Source organism: Paraglaciecola sp. MB-3u-78, from assembly GCF_002835935.1.
GTDB lineage: Bacteria > Pseudomonadota > Gammaproteobacteria > Enterobacterales > Alteromonadaceae > Paraglaciecola.
The window spans coordinates 54,467-76,586 of sequence record NZ_PJCF01000012.1; the positions used below are offsets into that span (position 1 = coordinate 54,467).

The following is a 22,120-nucleotide window of genomic DNA, read 5'->3' on the forward strand; positions in this document are numbered from 1 at the left end:
CCATGGATCGTTTATATAAAAGTAAATATAGCAATAGCCAATGCAACGCCGCATAGTGGCACCACAACGGTGAGTGCGCCTAATGCCCAATAAGCTTGTTGATGGGTTTCTTGACAGATAGCGCGAATGGTTGTCACTACATAACCATTATGCGGTAAGGAATCTAATGCCCCAGACGAAATAGAGACAATACGATGTAATTCCTCTGGGTCTACTCCTTGCTCTAAATAACCAGGAGCCAGAAGAGGTAAGGCAATGACCTGACCACCAGACGCTGAGCCTGTTAATCCCGCAATCACGCTAATCGCAATAGCTGCACCTATTAGCTCATTTCCAGGTATTTGTGCCATGACTTCGACCGCAGTTTGAAATGCTGCGGTTGATTTTGCAATGCTACCAAAGCCGACTACTGCTGCTGTATTGCCTATTGCAATTAGTGCTCCTGTGGTACCTGCGGTCACCGCATTTTGCATGTTGTGGAAATACTTGAAGTTGATAACCATTAAACATAACACGCCGCCGCCAAGGGCCACTATTAACGCAAGCTGTTGCAGCGTTTCGTGTAATAGGAATGATAAAACCAACACCACTAAAAGTGGAATAATGCCGGTAATAGCGTGGGGGTAATCCCGCTCTGGAATTTCGGGGTCATGGTCACGGGCTTCAAAATGTTCACCGTTAGCCACGGCTTTGTTAATCATTTTTCCCATCCACCAAAAACCAAAACTTGCCATAAATATAGCCACTACTAAGCTGACTTCCCAAGCAGCAAAAGGCGATGTGCCTAAGTATTTGATTGGGATCCAGTTTTGAATTTCGGGTGAACCAGCGGATGTCATGGTAAAAGTCACCGAACCAAAAGCCAGTGCTGCAGGAATAAAACGTCTGGGCAAATTAGCATCTTTAAATAAGCTAAGGGCCATGGGATAGACTGAAAATGCCACCACAAAGACGCTTACACCGCCGTAGGTCAGTACCGCACAAGCTAACACCACTGCAACCACAGCTTGCTGACGACCTAGCTTGCTGATGATCCATCTAGCTAACGAGTCGGCAGCCCCGGTATCTTCCATAAATTTGCCAAATAGTGAACCTAGCAAAAACATAAAAAACCAAGAAGCAATAAAGCCTGAAAAACCTTGCATATAGGTAACAACAAAATTGCTATCACCTATGAATATGGGTAAGCCACTACTAAGCGCGACTAATACCGCGCACAATGGCGCTGCAATAAATAAATTCATTCCACGAATAGTCAACACTATTAGCAGTAACAATCCACCTACCAGGCCGATTAAACTAAGCATATTATCTGTTTCCTTAAAATTGAGTCAGTGACCGCAGACCAACAGAAAGGATAGCCGTATTGTGGAGGAAAGCCTCAGACATGCCCATAGTACTATGGTACTAAAGACGGCGAGTCAGTTCTGGATTAAGGTTACTTAGACCGCAGCACATAGAAAATAATAAAACCTATATCCAAGGACACATGATGAAAAATATAAAAAAAGCTGAGCATTTGGCTGCTACTAAACATTTATTTAATCAATCACTTTGCGCTATGGCAGTAGGAGCTGTGTTATTTACAAGTAGCAGTCTGCATGCCCAACAGAGTGAACAGAAGAAAGGCCTTGAACGAATTGAGGTCACAGCCCGCAAAACCGTTGAAAGTTTGCAGGAAGTCCCGGTTTCAATCACCTCAATTGGCGCAATTGAACTGGATGAAAAAGGCATTTCGGTGCTAACCGAAATTCAGCAATTTTCCCCCAACACCACTTTGCAGAACAGTCGTGGTACTAACTCCACCCTAACTGCATTTATACGTGGTGTAGGTCAACAAGATCCACTTTGGGGTTATGAACCAGGCGTTGGGATTTATATTGATGATGTTTATGTTGCCCGTCCTCAAGGTGCTGTTTTTGACTTGTTAGACGTTGAGCGCATAGAGGTTTTACGTGGCCCACAAGGCAGCTTGTACGGTAAAAACACGGTAGGCGGTGCACTTAAATACGTGACCAAAGAGATGAGCGGTGATACTGAGTTAAATGTAAAGGGCACATTAGGTAGCTACAATCAGCGCGATCTGAAAATTACTGGTCAATTTCCTATAATTGAAGACACATTATATGTTGGATTTGGTTTAGCTGACCTATCTCGTGATGGATATGGAGAATATTTGCAATCAGCTTTACCCAATCAGGATTTAGAAAACTACAACAAAGATCTAACTGCAGCGCGTGTCACCATAGAATTTACGCCACGTGACGATTTGTTTTTTCGTTTAGCTTGGGATAAAACAACCGATGATTCTAATTCTAAAGGCGGCTATCGTTTATTACCCAGCCTATTAACGGACGCTCCGGTACCTGACAGTGTCTTTGATTCCTACACCAGTTTGCCAACGGAAAATAAAGTAGAATTGGAAGGCATAAGTCTAACTGCGCGCTGGGATATAAACGATGCTATGAGCCTCAAATATGTTGGTTCCACACGTGAAAGTTACTCACCTACCAATATTGATTTTGATAACACCGCTCTTGATATTTTTGATGTCCCAGCTATTTATGAAGACGATAATAGCTCCCATGAAGTGCAATTTAATTATTCCGGCGATGGTTTAAATATCGTTGGCGGTATTTACTATTATGATGGCGAGTCTTGTGGTCAGTTTGAAGCAATCTTAGGATTCTTGGGGCGTGCAGCATTTGGCACTCCGGTTTTAACGCGTGAGGTGAGTGGCTGTAACAACAGTGAAAGTACTGCAGTCTATGCCCAAGGTTCTTACGATATTACCGAACAATTATCGGTCACTATCGGTGCTCGATATACAGACGAAGAAAAGCAAGCCGTAGTCAAAAATGGTTTGATCTTTGATAATGTTTATCCAGAATCGGGTTGGATACCAGGCTATGTTCGTCCAAGTGGTGACATAGTACCTCAAGTTTTAGGCAGTGATTCCGATGGAGATGGTGTTTTAGATTCTCCCTCAGTTCAAAGTTGGTCGCGTTTTACTCCTAGAATAGGCTTAGAATATCAAGCGAATCCAGACTTGATGTTTTTTGCCAGTTATTCACAGGGCTTTAAATCTGGTACTTTTAACCCTCGTGCAACCGTTAACGAGCCAGGCGTAAATCCAGAAATTGTCGATTCAATTGAAGTGGGCATGAAAAGTGACTGGTCAGATAACTTGCGGGTTAACTTAACCTTGTTCTCTCTGGATCACGAAGATCGCCAGTATATTGGTTTACTCCCTACTGATGATGTCACAGTGTTAAACCAATTTTTGTCTAACGTGGCGGCGACATCAGCAACTGGCATAGAAGCAGAAATAACCTACTTAGCGACGGATAATCTAACCTTTGATTTCTCATTAGGTACGATTAATTCTAAAATTGAAGAAAATAACGCGGTTCCACCCCTTATCGGAATTTCGAATACACCGGACTTAACCTATAACCTTGCTGCAAATTATGTGCTAGAAAGTGATATTGGGGCCTTTACCTTTAACGCTAATTATTATTATCGAGGTGATTATCGCTTGTTTGAAGACAGTGATCAGCTTCAAGAAGAAGGTTACGGTATTCTCAATGCCAGCGTTAATTGGCAAAGTGATGGTGGTCAATGGTACGGCGGCTTACACCTTAAAAACTTAACTGATGAAGAGTATTTAGTTGGTGGTTATAATTTTGCTGTAGACAATGGCGATGGAACCTTTGGACCAGGATTGGGTGGAGATACCACTCTAATTGGTTATTATGGCGACCCTCGGACAGTTAGCTTAACAGTCGGTTATAGATTTTAAATTAAACTGATAACGTTTCAGGCAGCTTCGGCTGCCTTTTTACGTTTATCCATTGGCTTAACTCTAAAATAATCATACCCTTACGCCTTGTTGTTAACTCAATCAGTTCTAGTTCATAAAGGTTAAATTGATGCAAGCACGAGCCATTGTTGCAGATGATCACCCCTTATTCCGAAGTGCATTAAAACATGCGGTTTTAGGTACGTTAGGTGACAACATATTAGAATCTGCGAGTTTTGATGAAACTTTAGATCTATTAAACATTCATCAAAATATCGAACTGGTATTTTTAGACTTAAATATGCCAGGTAATCAAGGACTCACGGGGCTGACTATTCTACGTAACAATTACCCTGATGTATTAGTGGTAATAGTGTCAGCAGAGGAACGCCCAGATATCATTAAAAAAGCTATCGACTTTGGCTCAAGCGGTTATATTCCTAAATCGACCCCGTTGCCCATTATCACTCAAGCTGTGGTGCAAATATTAGATGGCCAAATCTGGGTGCCAGAGGACATGCTAAACGATGTTAAACATCTCGATAACTCCGAATACAAAAATTTTGCTACTCGAATCGAATTGCTCACGCCGCATCAATTTAGAGTGTTGCAATTGATGGCCGATGGGCTGCTTAATAAACAAATTGCCTACGAATTGCAAGTGAGTGAGTCCACCATTAAACAACATGTGTCTGCGGTCCTCAATAAACTTGGATTCAATAACCGCACTCAGGCAGGAGTGATGTTTAAAAGTGTCATGACCATAGTAGAAGAGTAATAGCCAGTTGTCCGCGGCTTAATTCAGAAAAATGCAGGGCAATCGCATTAAAATATTTGTAGCAGTTTCAGCAAGTAATCATTATCCCAACCTGCCATTTGCCGCTTAATCTTAATACCTACCTTATTATCATTATCTGACGTTAATAAATTCAAAGATATGTGGCGTAATATTGCCATGTTTTGATCTGCATATCCTTGACGAATTCGACAATGATCTTCGTCAAATGCCATATCTAATCTCCAGTGAAGATTATTCTCTACACCCCAATGAGCACGTACATAGTGAGCAAATTTCTCTGCATCGTTATGCTTAACGCTACTAATAAAGTATCGCGTTTCTTCTGACCATTCGTTCGCAAGAAATCTTCTTGATTTGACGCTAACAATACTGGCAAGGTGTGGGTGAGTATGATGCTCAGTAAGCCAGTCAATTCGGTTGCAGGAAGTCACTGTTCTTTCTTCAATACGGCCATGCCCTGAATCAATACTCTTATAAGTATTTAACGTGCCCTCATAACTTTTAGGGGTATTTTCAAAGAATAAAATCACATCATCATGTAGGGTGCTTTGATTTCCTTTCAGTGCGGTTAAATAATCAGCGCCTTTACTCACGATCAGTTCAGCCGATTTCTTTTGTGTGTTTAATGCATCGGTTGTGATGATACTGCCTGTGATGTCTAAGTTTTTGAGTAGGGAAGGTAAGGCGGTTATTTCATTCGATTTTTCATCAACTTTCACTTGTCCAAGTGCCAGCTGATTATCATGTGACCATGCGCTAACCATATAAATAGCTGATTTATTAGATGACTTATCATGAGTGCGTCGAAGGCATTTACCGTCAATAGCGATCACATCGCCCGTGACATTTTTTACTATCTCTTTGATCCAGCTAGAAAAACAGGTTTGAAATTGCTCAGGATCAATTAAGGAAAAAATACGTCCCAAAGTATCATGAGACGGAATACCATTTTCTAGGGATAAATATTGTTCAAACCAAGTGCGTTTAATGTTGGCAAATTTTTCAATGGCAACCCAGCCATCACAGCCACAGATAACGGCACATAGGGTAATAAAAAAGATGTCATCTAATTTATGTAATTGTTTTCTTAGAAGACGAGGATCTTCAATGTCTTTGAAATGTTCGATAAGTGTGGGCTTGTATTTGGTCATATTACGTCGCGTAAAGCGAAGTAATAGATCAAATTAGGGGATCTGTGTCAAGCCATTTTTAATGCGATTGCCCTGCAGAAAAATGCGCGACCCATTTAATAAGCAATTACATATGCTAAAATTTACAGGGCAATATCATCATCAAAAAATATTCGAACGTTATATGTAGCTAGCGTCATCCCGTTTATTTAGGTCCAATCGAAGAAAAAACAATACTGTCATCAACTACTGACTCATAGCTTAAGCTCATGCGATCAAGTATATAATTTTGATTGAGTCTCCAAGGCTTATTCCGACCCTGTTTGGGCATCTTATCCAATGCACGAGTAATATAGCCTGAGGTGAAATTAATGAAAGGCTCAGCCTCAATGCTATTAACGGGAAGGACCGGCTGACAGTAATGATGTTGATGCTTATCCATGTGGTTAATCAAACGGCATAGATACTGTCCGACTAAATCTGACTTCAGGGTCCAAGACGCATTGGTATAACCCATTGAAAATGCAAAGTTAGGTAAACCACTCAACATCATGCCTTTGTAACAATAACTGTCAGCGGCATTAAATGGTTTGTTATCAACGCTTAGTTCATATGAACCGAGTATTTCTAAATTGAGTCCGGTTGCTGTCACAATAATATCTGCTGCCAGTACTTCGCCGGTCTGCAACTTAATCCCAGTAGCGGTAAAGGAGTCTATATGTTCAGTGACGACACTGGCCGAACCGTTTTTTATGGCATCAAATAAATCACCGTCAGGCACTAGGCAAGCCCGTTGGTCCCAAGGTTGATAGCTGGGTTTAAAGTGTTTATCAACAGGGTAATCCTCTCCCAGAGCATCAATTACGCCGTCTCGTATGGCTTTCTTTGCAGTCTCAGGGCGTCGCCTAGCCATGCTATACATAAACATGCCTTGTAGTATTTTGTTCCAACGGCTGAGACTATAAGCGAGTTTAGCTGGCAGATAGCGGCGCATCACATTAGCAAAGGCATCTTGTGAAGATCTTGAGGCTATATAGGTAGGAGAGCGCTGTAACATAGTGACATGACCAGCAGTGGTTGCCATGGCCGGAACAATAGTAACGGCAGTCGCACCACTACCAATGACAATCACGTTTTTACCCGCGTAATCGATGTTTTTTGGCCAATGTTGCGGATGAATTACTTCACCTGAAAAATTCTCAACGCCTTTAAAAGCTGGAGTGTAACCATTAGCGTAATTATAATAACCAGCACCAGAAAAAAAGAAGCGGCTGACATACTGGCAACACTCCTCTGTTTTTAGGTTTTGGATCTCAGTATGCCATTTTGCGCTTGTGCTATCCCAATTGGCCGAGACCACTTTGTGTTCGAATAATATGTGTTTATTGATGCCATTTTCAGTTGCGGCTTCACAGATATAATGTTTGATATCTTGCCCAGGGGAAATGGCTTTGGGTGAGCGCCAAGGTTTGAAGTTAAAGCCAAAAGTAAACATGTCTGAATCAGAACGAATGCCGGGATAGCGAAATAGATCCCAAGTGCCTCCAACTTCGCTACGGGCTTCGATAATAGCGTATGATTTGGTCGGGCAATGCTTCTGAAGATGATAGGCCGTCCCGATACCGGAAATGCCAGCGCCAATAATTAGTACGTCTACTTCACTTGTTGTTATGCTCACTCCACCAATAACCTTGTATGACTGTCGTTCGCAATTCGCGAGAGTAGGTAATAGCAGACAGTATTACTATTAGGATCATTAGTCAATTAGCGGCTAATTGCATAATGTACATTTTTAAAATGTCAGCCTGATAAAAGAAAATCCATTTAAAATCAATCGTTTTGATAATCCACTGAGCCATTTTTTAGTTTGATTTTTCCGCTATATTAATGAGTGTCCATTTCAATCTAAAGGTAAAGATTTATCTAGAAATGAGCGATATTCTTGTTGCCGGAGTTATACTGATTGGTGTTAAAGACCTATTAGTATAAAACATCCAAAAAAAACCCAGCTAACTAGCTGGGGTTTTGTTGAGGTTCAGTAAAACCTGCTATGTGGCGGGTTTTTTATGGTTGTGACTTTATTCGTCTTCTTCTACCAATGTCATAAGTGAAGTATTACCGCCGGATGCAGTTGTATCTATGCTCACCGTTTTTTCGGTTAACAAACGCTGGATCAAGTGGTCATAATACTCAGCGGTGATAACGGGAAGTATTGCCCCAGTCCGTTTAGCTAGCATTTGTACCATATAGCTAGAACGATCACTTTCACTGTCTATAACTACACCCGCTAGAGATTCCTCTGCTAACAATGCTTCTAAGTGATGTAGCTTAGCAACTTGGAATACGCCTTCAGGTGCACCCGTTGCAATAAACTGTTCGCGAAATTCTATCGCTTCAGCATAAAACAGCTCAGATACCACTGAAATTACCACATTCCCGGTTGCCAACGCGGTAACAATGGATAACATCCAATACTCAAAGGTGACATCTTTATCTGCGAAACACACTAGGACTCCTCTGGGTTCTAAATACAACACATTGGATTCGCCTGTTGGTCCAGGTAACAACTTGGGTCTTTTGAGACGTCTTTCGATGCTGATCAACTGAGAGCGCGCCGCCGCTAAGGTGAAATTTAAATCATCAGCCAGTTCTTCTACTATGTCCACTTTGGCAATAGTTGCAAGTAATTGTCGTAATGACGATAGCCGAGTATTTAAATCCGTTAAACGCCATTCATGCTCAGAAGTACGGGCAGTTTTCATAAATGTGGCTGCTTCTAACTTGTCTTCTTCGTTGCTTTGTAGCGCTTTATCGGTGTCAGGCAATAATTCACTAACTGCCCGTGGCGTCGATTTTTCAAACATCAGGCGTGTTAAGTAATTTGGGCCACCTGCTTTCGGACCAGTTCCAGACAGTCCCCGGCCACCAAACGGCTGAACACCCACTATGGCTCCAATCATGTTTCGGTTCACATAAACGTTTCCGGCGCGAGACAGCTTAACTAATTCCATGGCTCTGGCATCAATTCGAGTATGAATACCCATGGTCAAACCAAAACCAGTGGCATTAATTTTTTCCACTGTTTTTTCAAGATCATCCGCTTTGAATCGTACTACGTGGACACAAGGTCCAAATACTTCACGTTTGAGTACTGATATATCTGCAATTTCATAAAGTTTAGGAGCAAAAAATGTACCCTTGTTTGCGGGCACTTTACACTCATATAACAAGGTTCCATTGTGTTGCATATCTTCAGCATGGGCTTGCAAATTAGCCAAGGCTTTCTGGTCAATAACCGGGCCAATATCGGTGGCCAGATAGGCAGGATCACCCACACTTAATTCATGAATTGCGCCAATCAACATTTCGATTACGGTATCAGCAATTTCTTCTTGTAAAAATAGGACTCTCAGAGCTGAGCAACGTTGGCCTGCGCTTTGAAAACCAGAGGCAATAACGTCATCAACCACTTGTTCTGGCAAGGCAGTTGAGTCAACAATCATACAGTTTTGGCCACCCGTCTCAGCTATCAAAGGGACTTGCTCACCACCTCTTTGTGCCAAAGCGTTAGCAATGACATTACCGGTAACGGTGGAACCGGTAAACATAACTGCTTTGATCCGCTCATCTGGCAACAGGATTTTTCCTACATCCGGTCCTGCAGCGATCACAGATTGCACCACACCTGCCGGCAAACCAACATATTCCATTAACTCTAAAGCGCGCAGGGCAATTAAACTGGTTTGCTCTGCGGGTTTGGCAATGACGGTATTACCGGTCACTATCGCGGCAGCTACTTGTCCTAAAAATATGGCTAAAGGGAAATTCCAAGGACTGATACACAACACCACACCACGGGGTGCTAATCTGTCATCTTCTGCGAGTTCTTCGGCCCTAGCGGCATAATAGCGACAAAAATCGACTGCTTCACGGACCTCGTCCACTCCATCTGAGGTGACTTTCCCCGCTTCTTTTATACACAGTGCAATCAATTCATCCATATGGCGTTCGAGGATGTCAGCGGTGCGGCGTAGCAAATCCGCTCTTTCAGTCATAGGCGTTTTTGACCAGCTAGCAAAAGTATTGTGGGCAGTTGTTAACTTATCCGCCATCTGCTGTTGGGTATCGTAGTGATGAAAGCCAATAATCTCATCTAAATTGGCAGGGTTACGAACGGCATGACTGCCTTGTGGCACTTGTTCTTCAGTTAATAAATGTTCTTCAAACCAGCTATCAATGGCCGCTTTAAGCGGGGTGATATGATTTATATCGGTGACGTCAATACCTTTTGAGTTGTCTCTTTCTACACCGTATAAGTTAATAGGTTTTTGAATTTGATCATTATATTTAAATTTTAAGCGTTGGGTCTTTTCTACCGGATCTTCGAGTAAGGACTCAACCGGTCTTGATACGTCAACTATGGCATTAACAAAAGATGAATTTGCACCGTTTTCAAGCAAGCGACGCACTAAATACGCTAATAAATCTTCATGCTCACCCACAGGGGCGTAAATGCGGCATTGGATACTTTCTAATGAAACAATCTGATCATAGAGGCTGTCACCCATACCGTGCAAGCACTGAAACTCAAAGCCTTCTTTGTCATCACCGGCCAGTTCTATTATAACTGAGGCCGTGTAAGCATTGTGGGTGGCAAATTGCGGGTATATAGTGTCACGATAATCCAACAATCGGTTGGCACAGGCATGATAAGACACATCTGTAGATGACTTACGGGTAAAGACAGGGAAATGTTCTAGGCCATCTTTTTGCGCATTTTTTATTTCAGTATCCCAATATGCACCTTTAACCAGGCGTACCATCATTTTACGGCCGACTTTTTCGGTCAGTTCACGCAACCAGTCAATAACATACAGGGCACGTTTTTGATAAGACTGCACAGCTAAACCAAAACCGTCCCAGTCACTTAACTCAGAGTCACTGAATACGTGTTCAATAATGTCCAACGAGATATCCAGACGTTCTGATTCTTCGGCATCAACAGTTAAACCAATATTGAATTGTTTGGCCAGCAGACACAATTGTTTGAGTCTGGGTGGGATTTCTGCCATGACCCTTTCTCTGTGTGTGAATTCAAAACGTGGGTGAATGGCCGATAGTTTGACTGAAATACCAGGGCTTTTTCTGGGGCCTTTACCTTGTGCCGCTTTGCCGATCACTTTTATCGCTTTTGCGTAGGCATTAAAATAGTCGTCGGCATCTTTTTGAGTTCTGGCACCTTCACCGAGTATGTCATAAGAATACACATAACCTTTACGTTCTTTTTCTTCAGCGCGGCGCACCGCATCTTCGATGGTTTCACCCAAGACAAACTGTTGGCCCATAACCTTCATCGCTATGTTCATGGCTTTACGAATAACAGGCTCGCCAACTTTACCTAAGGTTTTTTTCAGGAAACCAAATTTATTGCGCTGATTTGCATAATTAACCAAGCCACCGGTCATTAGCAAACCCCACGATGAAGCGTTAACAAATAATGAGTCACTGTTGCCCAAATGAGAGCTCCACTGACCTTTGGATAGCTTATCGCTGATCAATTTGTCTTGGGTACGTTTGTCCGGTACCCGCAATAACGCTTCGGCTAGGCACATCAATACTACGCCTTCGGCGGAAGACAGGGAGTACTCATTGAGCAAGGCCTCAACCACCCCAGTACCTTCTTGATCGTTACGAATTTGCAGCACCATCTTGCGTGCGCGATCCCAAGCTCGGCTGCGGGCACGCATATTAACTTCTGCATCTGGCAAAATGTGTTCAACGGCAAGATTTTCATCAATTCGATAAAAATCGCGAATTTTTTGACGAGTGGCAGACTCAGTGACTAGGTTACCATTAAACAACATTATACAACTCCAAATAGCTGGAAATTAAATCTCTAGATAGGGTCTTTTTAAGCCTACCTAACATTTGCGGAGTATATAGACAGAAGTCAGTGGGGACAACGTTTGTGACAAGTAATTTTCACAAATATATGCGGGTGGATTTGCGGTATCAAATCTATTAGCAAAACACTGTTCGCAACTCTCTGAAAAATATGATTTATCGTACAATGAAAGCCCACATTTTTGCCAATTGTGAATATTCAATACGGTATCTACACAAGCAATAAAAGGCATCTTTTTGACTGTGGAATTGCTAAATCTGGCCATTTTGGCAAGTACTAGAATAAATACTAATTTAGATGTTTTTTAATACATATTTATTAAATAAGTTTATAAGCCATTTCACTGTTTTTTGGGCTGAGTTTTTAGGAGGGGTAGTTTTCATTTGTTTATACTTGGCAAGCCAAACGTTGAGCTTGTTAAAAACCTAAAGGATGGCTAAGAGCAATGAATTCGTATCAATTTATTTACACTTACATCTTGTTAACAGCAATTTTTAGTTTTATTCAGAATGCTCTTTTTGGCATTTTTTATTGAAATACCCTAAGCTGCTGGCGTCCAAATTTCGCGGTGTAACCACATTAAAAAATTAATTCGCTAAAACCGTCGGGTGACATGAATTAGATGTCCTTAGAGGGACACACCTATTATAGGTTTTAGACATGACTAAAGAGAGTAAATAATGGCTGACTTATTTGAAAATCCAGTGGGCTTAGACGGATTTGAATTCATTGAATTTTCTTCTCCTAAAAAAGGGCAATTAGAACAAGTATTTACTGTAATGGGATTTACTCAAATTGCAAATCACCGTACCAAGGATGCCCAATTATGGCGTCAAGGTGGCATCAACTTAATTGCTAACTATGAGCCAAAATCAGCGGCTTGGTATTTCGCCCGTGAACATGGTCCATCTGCTTGTGGCATGGGTTTTAGGGTGAAGAATGCGGTTAAATCTTATAACTATTTATTAGCACAAGGGGCTGAGCCTGTTAACGTTGAAACGGGTCCTATGGAACTTCGTTTACCCGCTATTCGTGGTATCGGTAACGCTATTATCTATCTGATTGACCGCTATGGTGATGAACTTTCTATTTATGACATCGACTTTGACTACATTGATGGCGTTGATCGCAATCCAGTAGGCGCCGGCTTTAATGTGATTGATCATTTAACCCATAACGTTTATGGCGGTCGTATGAAATATTGGGCTGACTTTTACCAAACCTTGTTTAATTTTCAAGAAGTTCGTTTCTTTGACATTAAAGGTGAATACACAGGTTTGACATCTAAAGCACTCACCGCACCTGATGGCAAAATTCGTATTCCTTTGAATGAAGAAGGTGAAGGTGGTAAAGGTCAAATTGAAGAATTCTTGCGGGCATTTAATGGTGAAGGTATTCAACATATCGCATTCAGTTGCGATGATTTGGTGGCATGTTGGGATCGCTTGAAAAGCATGGGAATGCCATTTATGACAGCGCCTCCGAAAACATATTATGAGTTGCTTGAAGGTCGTTTACCTAACCATGGAGAGTCTGTTGATGACCTGCAAACACGGGGCATCTTAATGGACGGAACCACAGAAGATGGACCAAGATTGTTGCTTCAAATATTTTCTGAAACCCAATTAGGTCCAGTGTTTTTCGAGTTTATTCAACGTAAAGGTGATGACGGCTTTGGCGAAGGTAACTTCAAAGCATTATTCGAATCGATTGAACGTGACCAAATTAACCGTGGCGTTTTGAATACGGATAAAAAAAGTGAGGAAAAGGAGGGCGCATAAGCCCCTCCTTTAAAATCTCAGTATCTCGGGGTACGTTATTTAACGTGCCCCGAGCTTTTTATCTAGGAAAATTGAAGCGTCTAGCTAGATAAATCCTTCTTGGCATAATCTGCTATGCAACGCTTTGATATGTGCCGGTCCAATTTCGCAACAGCCTCCAATAATTGACGCGCCGTTTCTTGCCCAATTCATTGCGTGTTCCGCATACTGTTGTGGGCTCATGTCTTGACGAGTTTCTAGCTCCTCGACTGTATCCCCAGGGTACAATTTGTCTACCGATAAGAAACCATTTGCATAAGCACCCACCTTGCGATGTTGCATTTTTAACAGCGACCAACACCCCGTGATTGCTTCAGGTTGGCTGCAGTTTAATAGTGTTGCCTGGGTATTAAAAGATGCGAGTGCTTGCAAAGCATCTTCTAAGGATTCACCACTGCGTAATTGTTCTGGTTGTTTATCACTGACCGTTAATGCCACCCATACTGGTTTACCACTTTCAAGCGCAGCAGTGCAGGCTGCACGTGCTTCGGTAATTGAAGACATGGTTTCACATATAAACAAATCGCTAGCGGGCGATTGCAGTTCAACAAGATGACGGTAGGTAGCAAGCGAGTCTTCGAATGACAGGGATACTTCTGGGCGATAGCTAGCAACCAATGGTGGAAGGCAGCCTGCTATGGCAACATCATTGCGCTGGGCCAGTTGAATGGCCTCTTGGGCTGCACTCATGGCGAGCTGATGAAGGTTTTCTAATTGACCCAGTTCATTTTCGCGTTGTAGGCGTAGTGGTGTGGCAGTATAGGTATTGAGCGTGATGACGCGCGCACCGCTATCGATAAACTCCCGATGTAAATCTCTCACCAGTATCGGCTCATTCAACATGATATCAGCAGACCACATTGGTGTTATAATACGTGCACTTCGGCGCAATAATTCTTGCCCCATGCCTCCATCAAGTAGTGTAATCATACTCATTGCTTTGGTTCCTGTTCATATGTGAATCACACCTAAAAACGTCTAGTTTACTGATGTGTAAAGTCTACAAGTCGAGGCTAACGCATGACCTGTTTTATAAATCGTTTTAATGCAGCGGGCTTAATTGGTTTAGGTAAATAATGCAACTGGGCATCTATCGCTTGGGTACGCACTTCTTCCGTTCTATCTGCACTGCTTAATACAGCAGGTATGCTTACTTGCCATTTTTTGCGCAGTGCTGCTGCAGCCTCAGTACCGGTTGCACCGTTATTTAAGTGGTAGTCTAAAAACAATAAATCTGGGCATGTTGGACACAGTGATAATGCATCCTGTGTTTTATCAAAAGCATAAACCGTTGCTCCCCAACTGCGTAACAAATGGCTTACAGCTTCTATTGTATCTACGTCATTTTCAATGATCACTACGACTTTATCTTTAAGTAAAATAGCAGCGTCAGCAGTTGAATAGCTAGGTATGGCATCAATATTAGACACTGCTAATCCTCTAGGCACTGTTATTTCAAAACAACTGCCTTGGTTAATTGCCGATTTAACTTCTATTGCGTGGTGAAGTAGGGCACTGAAACGTTCTACTATGGTTAGGCCGAGTCCCAAACCTTTGTTGTTGTTGTGTTGATCAAGCTGATTAAATTCCTCGAATATGGCTTTTTGTTGACTAGGAGCGATACCTCGGCCTGTGTCATAGACTCTAATTTTAAGTTGCTGGTTTTGCCTTTTTGCTACTATCAATATTTTGCCTGATTCGGTGTAACGTACGGCATTGGAAATCAAGTTTTGGAGTATTCGTCTTAGCAGCTTTTTGTCTGATTGAATAAAACATGCGTTTTCAACATAGGCAAGCTCAATACTTTTACGTTTAGCTAGTATGGTAAATTCTTTTACCAGTGGTGTTAATAAATCACTTAGTTTAAAGTCTTGAATATTAGTGATGAGTACACCGGAATCGAGTCGTGTCATATCCAGTAGTGTGGATAAAAGCTCCTCTGCGTTAGCAAGGGATTGTATTAGATTTTGGCTCATATCAGCCAACTCTTGATTCGGCGCTTTTTCTTTTATGAGTGAAGCAAACAAACTAGCTGCGTTAAAGGGCTGCATTAAATCGTGGCCAGCGGCAGCAAGAAATTTACTTTTACTGTCGTAGGCTTTTTCGGCTTCTTGTCGCGCTTCATCAAGAGCAAGATTGGCGGTTTGTAATTGTTCTGTGCGCTCAATCACTCTGCTTTCTAAATGCTGTTTCGATTGCTGTAACTGCTGCTGAATATTAATGTAGTCGGTAATATCGCTATAAGTGGTAACAAAGCCACCACCGGGCAAGGGGCTGCCGTTGACTTCAATGGTTTGGCCGTTTTTTTGCTCCCTTACATATTTGTAATGACTTCCGATACGCAAGTACTGCATACGTTTTTCAATTTCTTCTTCTATTTGTTCTTTTTTACCAAATAATCCCCTTTGCGCATTAAATAGTAGTAACTCTTTAATTGGAATACCCACCTTAATCAAACTGGAAGGGTAGTCGAATAACTCTACGTAACGTTGGTTCCAAGCCAAAAGAGACAAATTCACATCTACTACACATATACCTTGTTGAATATGTTCAACTGAGGATTGCAATACTTCATGATTAAAATGAAAGGTTTGGCTAGCTTCTTCAACTAATTCGACTAACTCGGCAAGGGCAATATCTTTTTTCTCGGAAATTGCAGAGAGTAAAATTCTAGCACTCACATTACCCACTTGATTGGCTATCTCGTTTTCTATGTTGGCGAGCAACTTCGGGCTGGCATAAGCTGATCGTTGTTCGATTGGCAAGTTGTTAAGTAGAAATTGATGGCGGTCTTTATTTAACACTTTTTCAGTGACGGCGAGTAACTTAGATATCTTAGTGGCTTGATTCAGCCTTGAAAACCCATGTTCTTTTTGGTTGTTGATTTGTTGTTCTTTACTCCCAGGTAAAATCAAACTGAATACCACAAAACATAACAGGTTGACTAATAAACTGAGTACAAAACCTGAGGCGAGTTGCAAATCATCTGGGGGCGGATCAAAATAATAACTAGCGGTAATGCTAGGCCAAAGTAACCAGTAAACCCAACATAATGCGCCTGCTACTAAGGCTATCATAGCGGCTGTTTTATTGCGTTTTTGCCAATATAAACCGCCAATAATAATAGGTAAAGTTTGTGACAAAAGGGCGATGGCAATAGTGCCACTTTTTACCAATGGTGCGGTTTTGCTTATATCTAAGTGATACAAATAGGCAATACCCATGACTACCACAACAGTCGCACGGCGGGTAAATAACACGGCTTTGGGGGTCAGGTTATGTTGCTGTAATCTTTGTAATTGGATTTTTAGACGCAGGGGTGTCACTAAGTTATTAGATATCATGATCCCCATAGCTAGCGTTGCAACTATCACCATACTGGTTGCAGCAGATAACCCACCTATAAAAGAAATAAGTGCGACCCCAGTGTTACCACCTTGTATGGGCAATGCCAGAGCGTAGGTATCTGTGCTGACTGGGGTGGTTGCGTCAAATATTATGTGACCAGCAATACCTATAGGCAGGGTAAATACCGTCATCAGGCACAAATATAACGGAAACAACCAACGAGCTGTTCTTAGTTCTTCGCTACCATTGTTTTCAACAAAATTGACATGAAACTGTCGGGGCAAACAAAACATCGAACACACACCTAACAACATATGGCTTAGGTAAACCCATATGGCTGAGTCAGACTGAATGACTTGCAGGCTTCTAGGATGTAATTGTGCTTGACCAAATAAGTCTAACACTCCGTCAAACATCACATAACACACGTAGACACCAACCATCAGTAACGCTACTAACTTGACCAGAGATGCAAAAGCGATAGTCAGCATTAAACCAGGGTGTTTGTCGCTGGCACTTAATGACTGAGTGCCAAATAAAATAGCAAAAAGTGCCATTAAGAACGCCACATAGGCACCGACATTACCACTCCAGCTTACATCTATACCAACTAATATGGCTACACTTTGGCTAACTGAATCGAGTTGTAATGCAATATAGGGAATGACGCCAATTAAACACAATAATGTGACTAAAGCCGCGAGTAAATATGATTTTTCAAAACGTAAACTGATAAAATCTGCTAAGGAACTTACTTGGTGCTGATGGCATAACTCACTGATTTTACGTAACACCGGATGAGCGAATAGAAAGACTAGGATCACCCCCAAATAAGTAGGAACAAATGCCCATCCATATTGGGTTGCTTGAGTTGTGGTTCCAAAAAATGCCCACGAAGTACAGTGTACACCTAAAGCTAAACTGTAGATAACAGGGTGCTGCTGTTGGCCTTTGTAACGTTTATCGGCCCAAAACGCTAAAGCAAACAGAACTAATAAGTAACAAAGTACTAGTGCCGAAACTGTCCAAACATTAATCATGTGTTTTTTAGAATAAAAGGGTTATTCAGTACTTTACCTGTAGCGAGTCAAATATGAAAGAAGGCCCATGGTTGATTCATGAATATAGGTAAATCAAAAAACATCAATTCTCAGCCCTTGAAGCTTATAAATATAACCCCATTATTAGTGCAGTTAAATATTTGCTTAAAGAGTATACGGAGCTAAGCATGTCAAATGAACAAACACCTCAGCAAGGTGAAGAATTAGAAACTGATATAGACATAGAGCAACAAGACGTTGATCAAGAGTTTGTTGAGTTGACTGAAGAACAACAACGTATTGTTGAATTAGAAGCCGCTGTTATTGCAGCAGAAACTAAGATAGTTGATCAAAAAGACTCAGTGATGCGCGCTATTGCTGATGCAGATAATGCTCGTAAACGTGCTCAAGGAGAAATCGACAAGGCCCGCAAATTTGCTTTAGAAAAATTTGCCGGTGAGTTATTGCCTGTAGCCGATAATTTGGAACGTGCATTACAGGTGGCTAACCCAGAAGACGAAGCCATTAAACCTATTATTGATGGTGTTGAACTGACGCTTAAGTCTTTTTTGAGCACAATTGAAAAATTTGGTATGTCAGTGATTGACCCCCAAGGTCAACCTTTCAACCCAGAAAAGCATCAAGCTATGTCGATGCAAGAAAACGCCGAGTTGCCACCTAATACAGTGTTAGCGGTGATGCAAAAGGGCTATGAGATAAATGGCCGTTTATTACGTCCTGCCATGGTCCTGGTTACTCGAGCGCCCGAAGGCACAGTGGATACTCAAGCCTAATTACTCTTCATTTTTAAAGTAATGAATAGGCAAAATAATTACAGTTTTGTGAAGGTTTTTTTCAATCAAGATATTGAAAAAAACAATAATAACCCCACAAAGTGTACAAGCTTTTAAGAACAATTTTTGGAGATAAACTAATGGGTAGAATCATTGGGATCGATTTAGGTACAACTAACTCATGTGTAGCAGTGTTAGATGGCGGCGTAGCAAAAGTATTGGAAAATGCAGAAGGGGATCGTACGACTCCTTCTATCATCGCTTATACTCAAGATGGCGAAATATTAGTGGGTCAACCCGCTAAACGCCAAGCTGTAACCAACCCTCAAAACACGTTATTCGCAATTAAGCGTTTAATCGGTCGTCGCTGGGAAGATAAAGAAGTACAGCGTGATATCGACATCATGCCTTTTAAAATTGTCAAAGCTGACAATGGTGATGCATGGGTTGAAGCAAAAGGCGAAAAAATGGCCCCGCCACAGATTTCTGCTGAAGTTTTGAAAAAAATGAAAAAGACTGCTGAAGACTATCTTGGCGAAGAAGTCACCGCTGCTGTTATTACTGTTCCTGCTTACTTTAACGATTCTCAGCGTCAAGCAACTAAAGATGCGGGTCGTATTGCTGGACTTGAAGTAAAACGTATTATTAATGAACCAACTGCTGCTGCCCTTGCTTATGGTATGGATAAGAAAAAAGGCGATAGTGTTGTTGCCGTTTATGACTTAGGTGGTGGTACGTTCGATATATCTATCATCGAAATCGACGAAGCTGATGGTGAGCATACGTTTGAAGTATTAGCGACTAACGGTGACACTCACTTGGGTGGTGAAGATTTTGATAACAAAGTGATTAACTATTTAGTTGAAGAGTTTAAGAAAGACTCAGGCATGGATCTTCGTAAAGATCCACTTGCCATGCAGCGACTAAAAGAAGCTGGCGAGAAGGCTAAGATTGAATTGTCTTCTGCTCAGCAAACTGAAGTGAATTTGCCTTACATTACAGCTGATGCATCGGGTCCTAAACACCTTACCATTAAGCTTACTCGTGCAAAACTTGAGTCTTTAGTTGAATCAATGGTTAAAGCCACTCTTGAGCCACTTAAACAAGCGTTAGCCGATGCAGATTTATCTGTAGGTGATATCAACGATATTATCTTGGTGGGTGGTCAAACACGTATGCCTATGGTTCAGAAGTACGTAACTGAATTCTTTGGTAAAGAGCCACGTAAAGACGTTAACGCCGATGAAGCCGTTGCTGTTGGTGCGGCCATCCAAGCTGGCGTATTATCAGGTGATGTGAAAGACGTATTGTTACTTGATGTAACGCCTCTTTCTTTAGGTATCGAAACAATGGGTGGTGTCATGACTACTCTCATCGAGAAGAACACTACTGTACCTACTAAGAAATCTCAGACTTTCTCAACAGCTGAAGATAATCAAGCTGCAGTAACGATTCATTGTCTTCAAGGTGAGCGTAAGCAAGCTACAGGTAATAAATCTTTAGGTCAATTTAACCTAGAAGGTATAAGAGCTGCTCAACGTGGTGCTCCTCAGATTGAAGTCACTTTTGATATTGATGCTGATGGTATTTTACATGTGTCTGCGAAAGACAAAGACACAGGTAAAGAGCAAAAAATCACCATCAAAGCATCTTCGGGTTTGAGTGAAGAAGAAGTGGAACAAATGGTTCAAGATGCTGAAGCGAATAAAGAAGCAGACGCGAAATTTGAAGAACTTGTTCAAGCTCGTAATCAAGCCGATGGCATGATACACAGTACGCGTAAACAAGTTGAAGAAGCTGGTGACGCATTGAGTGAAGAAGATAAAACTGAAATTGAAACCGCTGTAGTTGCTCTTGAAGAAGCAGTGAAAGAAGGTGACAAAGATGCGATTGAAACAAAAACTCAAGAACTGATACAAGCTTCTGCCAAGTTAATGGAAGTGGCTCAAGCTAAAGCTGCTGCTGAAGGCGCGGCCCAAGGTGGCGAGCCAACTGATGCAGGTGCAAAATCACAAGATGATGATGTGGTTGACGCTGAATTTGAAGAAGTTAAAGAAGACGAAAAAAAGTAAATCTTTTCAGATGAATTGTCTGTTGAGGTGACTCAATAGTTTAACTCGGCGCAGCAGGTCACACTGACTGCGCCTTGTTTGTTTTAAGAATTTACAAAAAGAATAACGATGTTTGTTGTTTAAAATAAGTAACTAAAGACCGCAGGGTAACGAATCGAGATGTCGAAGCGAGATTATTATGAAGTGTTGGGTGTGGAGAAAAGTGCCACCGAACGCGAGATAAAAAAGGCTTATAAGCGCCTAGCGATGAAATATCACCCAGATAGAACACAGGGTGATAAAGCTATGGAAGAAAAATTTAAAGAAGTGCAAGAAGCACACGAAATGCTGACGGACTCCCAAAAACGCGCAGCCTATGATCAATATGGTCATGCTGGCGTTGATCCTAATCGCGGCGGCGGTGGCCAAGGTGGAGACTTTGGCGATATATTTGGTGATGTATTCGGTGATATCTTTGGTGGCGGACGTGGAGGCGGTGGCCGTCAATCCCGTGCTCGTCAAGGCTCCGATCTGCGTTATAATTTAGAGCTATCTCTTGAAGAAGCAGTAAAAGGCAAAAGTGTCGAAATTCGTGTGCCAACCCTTGCTGGCTGTGAAGTTTGTGATGGCTCTGGTGCGAAAAAAGGCTCAAGCCCAACAACTTGCCCAACATGTCATGGTCAAGGTCAAGTGCAAATGCGCCAAGGTTTCTTTGCGGTTCAGCAATCCTGTCCAACTTGTTCTGGTCGAGGTAAAATTATCTCTGACCCTTGTCAACCTTGTCATGGTCAAGGCCGCGTTGAAAAAACGAAAACCTTATCGGTTAAAGTGCCAGCCGGTGTTGATACCGGCGATAGAATTCGTCTGTCAAGTGAAGGCGAAGCCGGTGAAATGGGCGCGCCAGCAGGTGACTTGTATGTGCAAGTACATGTGCGGGATCACAAGATATTTACCCGTGAAGGTAATAACTTGTATTGCGAAGTGCCCTTAAGTTTCACTCGCGCGGCGTTAGGTGGTGAAATTGAAGTACCTACTTTAGAAGGTAAGGTTAAGTTAAAAGTCACCGCTGAAACCCAAACGGGCAAAATGTTCCGATTGCGTAACAAAGGCGTTAAGTCTGTGCGCAGTGGCAGTGTAGGAGACCTAATTTGTAAAGTGGTCATCGAAACACCGGTTAACTTAAGTGCCAGTCAAAAAGAACTATTAGACCAACTAGAAAACTCTATGGGAACGGGTAAAGATACCGCCAAAAACCGCCCTAAAGAAAGTGGTTTTTTTGATGGTGTGAAGAAGTTTTTTGATGATTTAACTAATTAGTAAAGTTATCTAGTTTGACCCTAAAGCCGCTTTTTTAGCGGCTTTTTTAAATTCAGCAATTCCAGCAGAAGCTGTTTAAATTTATTCCCTATAAATTACTGAGAAAGACGGTTC

Annotated in this window: 12 protein-coding genes; 6 read left to right on the top strand and 6 right to left on the bottom strand. The window is 41.8% G+C overall.

The features are described 5' to 3' along the window. Window positions 1-11: 11 nt before the first annotated feature. A complete protein-coding gene (locus tag CXF95_RS23040; RefSeq protein ID WP_101200879.1) occupies window positions 12-1,307 on the bottom strand; it encodes a GntP family permease in 1,296 nt (431 codons plus the stop codon). 185 nt (window positions 1,308-1,492) lie between these two features. Between CXF95_RS23040 and CXF95_RS23045 the strand changes: the two genes are divergently transcribed. Together CXF95_RS23045 and CXF95_RS23050 are read left to right on the top strand one after the other, a co-directional pair. Continuing rightward, window positions 1,493-3,802 carry a TonB-dependent receptor gene (locus tag CXF95_RS23045; protein WP_101200880.1) on the top strand — a complete coding sequence of 770 codons (2,310 nt, stop codon included), beginning with the start codon at window positions 1,493-1,495 and terminating at the stop codon, window positions 3,800-3,802. 130 nt (window positions 3,803-3,932) lie between these two features. After that, window positions 3,933-4,580 carry a response regulator transcription factor gene (locus tag CXF95_RS23050; protein ID WP_101200881.1) on the top strand — a complete coding sequence of 216 codons (648 nt, stop codon included), beginning with the start codon at window positions 3,933-3,935 and terminating at the stop codon, window positions 4,578-4,580. 47 nt (window positions 4,581-4,627) lie between these two features. Here CXF95_RS23050 and CXF95_RS23055 read toward each other — a convergent pair whose 3' ends face one another. The 3 genes from CXF95_RS23055 to putA all read right to left on the bottom strand — a co-directional run bounded on the left by CXF95_RS23055 (window position 4,628) and on the right by putA (window position 11,595). Then, complete coding sequence (locus tag CXF95_RS23055; RefSeq protein ID WP_101197148.1) at window positions 4,628-5,752, bottom strand: ISAs1 family transposase; 1,125 nt, start codon at window positions 5,750-5,752, stop codon at window positions 4,628-4,630. Window positions 5,753-5,936: 184 nt separating this feature from the next. Beyond that, window positions 5,937-7,409, bottom strand: a complete 1,473-nt coding sequence (locus tag CXF95_RS23060; protein ID WP_101200882.1) for an NAD(P)/FAD-dependent oxidoreductase — start codon at window positions 7,407-7,409, stop codon at window positions 5,937-5,939. 400 nt (window positions 7,410-7,809) lie between these two features. Continuing rightward, window positions 7,810-11,595: a bifunctional proline dehydrogenase/L-glutamate gamma-semialdehyde dehydrogenase PutA gene (gene putA, locus CXF95_RS23065; RefSeq protein WP_101200883.1), complete on the bottom strand. Its 3,786-nt coding sequence runs from the start codon at window positions 11,593-11,595 to the stop codon at window positions 7,810-7,812. A gap of 721 nt (window positions 11,596-12,316) precedes the next feature. On the opposite strand from putA, the gene hppD reads away from it, so the two are divergent. Beyond that, entirely contained in the window at window positions 12,317-13,417 is a 1,101-nt protein-coding gene (hppD, locus tag CXF95_RS23070) for a 4-hydroxyphenylpyruvate dioxygenase (RefSeq protein ID WP_101200884.1), read from the top strand. 84 nt (window positions 13,418-13,501) lie between these two features. On the opposite strand, the gene CXF95_RS23075 is transcribed toward hppD, so the two are convergent. Together CXF95_RS23075 and CXF95_RS23080 are read right to left on the bottom strand one after the other, a co-directional pair. Continuing rightward, entirely contained in the window at window positions 13,502-14,392 is an 891-nt protein-coding gene (locus CXF95_RS23075; RefSeq protein WP_101200885.1) for a homocysteine S-methyltransferase family protein, read from the bottom strand. A 77-nt stretch (window positions 14,393-14,469) separates the two neighbouring features. After that, on the bottom strand, window positions 14,470-17,844 hold the full coding sequence (locus CXF95_RS23080; protein ID WP_101200886.1) for a PAS-domain containing protein: 3,375 nt from the start codon (window positions 17,842-17,844) through the stop codon (window positions 14,470-14,472). A gap of 188 nt (window positions 17,845-18,032) precedes the next feature. Here CXF95_RS23080 and grpE point away from each other — a divergent pair, with 188 nt between their 5' ends. From grpE to dnaJ, 3 genes are all read left to right on the top strand, one after another. After that, window positions 18,033-18,638: a nucleotide exchange factor GrpE gene (gene grpE / locus CXF95_RS23085; protein ID WP_101200887.1), complete on the top strand. Its 606-nt coding sequence runs from the start codon at window positions 18,033-18,035 to the stop codon at window positions 18,636-18,638. Between the two features lie 140 nt (window positions 18,639-18,778). Next, entirely contained in the window at window positions 18,779-20,710 is a 1,932-nt protein-coding gene (gene dnaK / locus CXF95_RS23090; protein ID WP_101200888.1) for a molecular chaperone DnaK, read from the top strand. Window positions 20,711-20,869: 159 nt separating this feature from the next. Continuing rightward, window positions 20,870-22,006: a molecular chaperone DnaJ gene (dnaJ, locus tag CXF95_RS23095; RefSeq protein WP_101200889.1), complete on the top strand. Its 1,137-nt coding sequence runs from the start codon at window positions 20,870-20,872 to the stop codon at window positions 22,004-22,006. Window positions 22,007-22,120 lie beyond the last annotated feature (114 nt).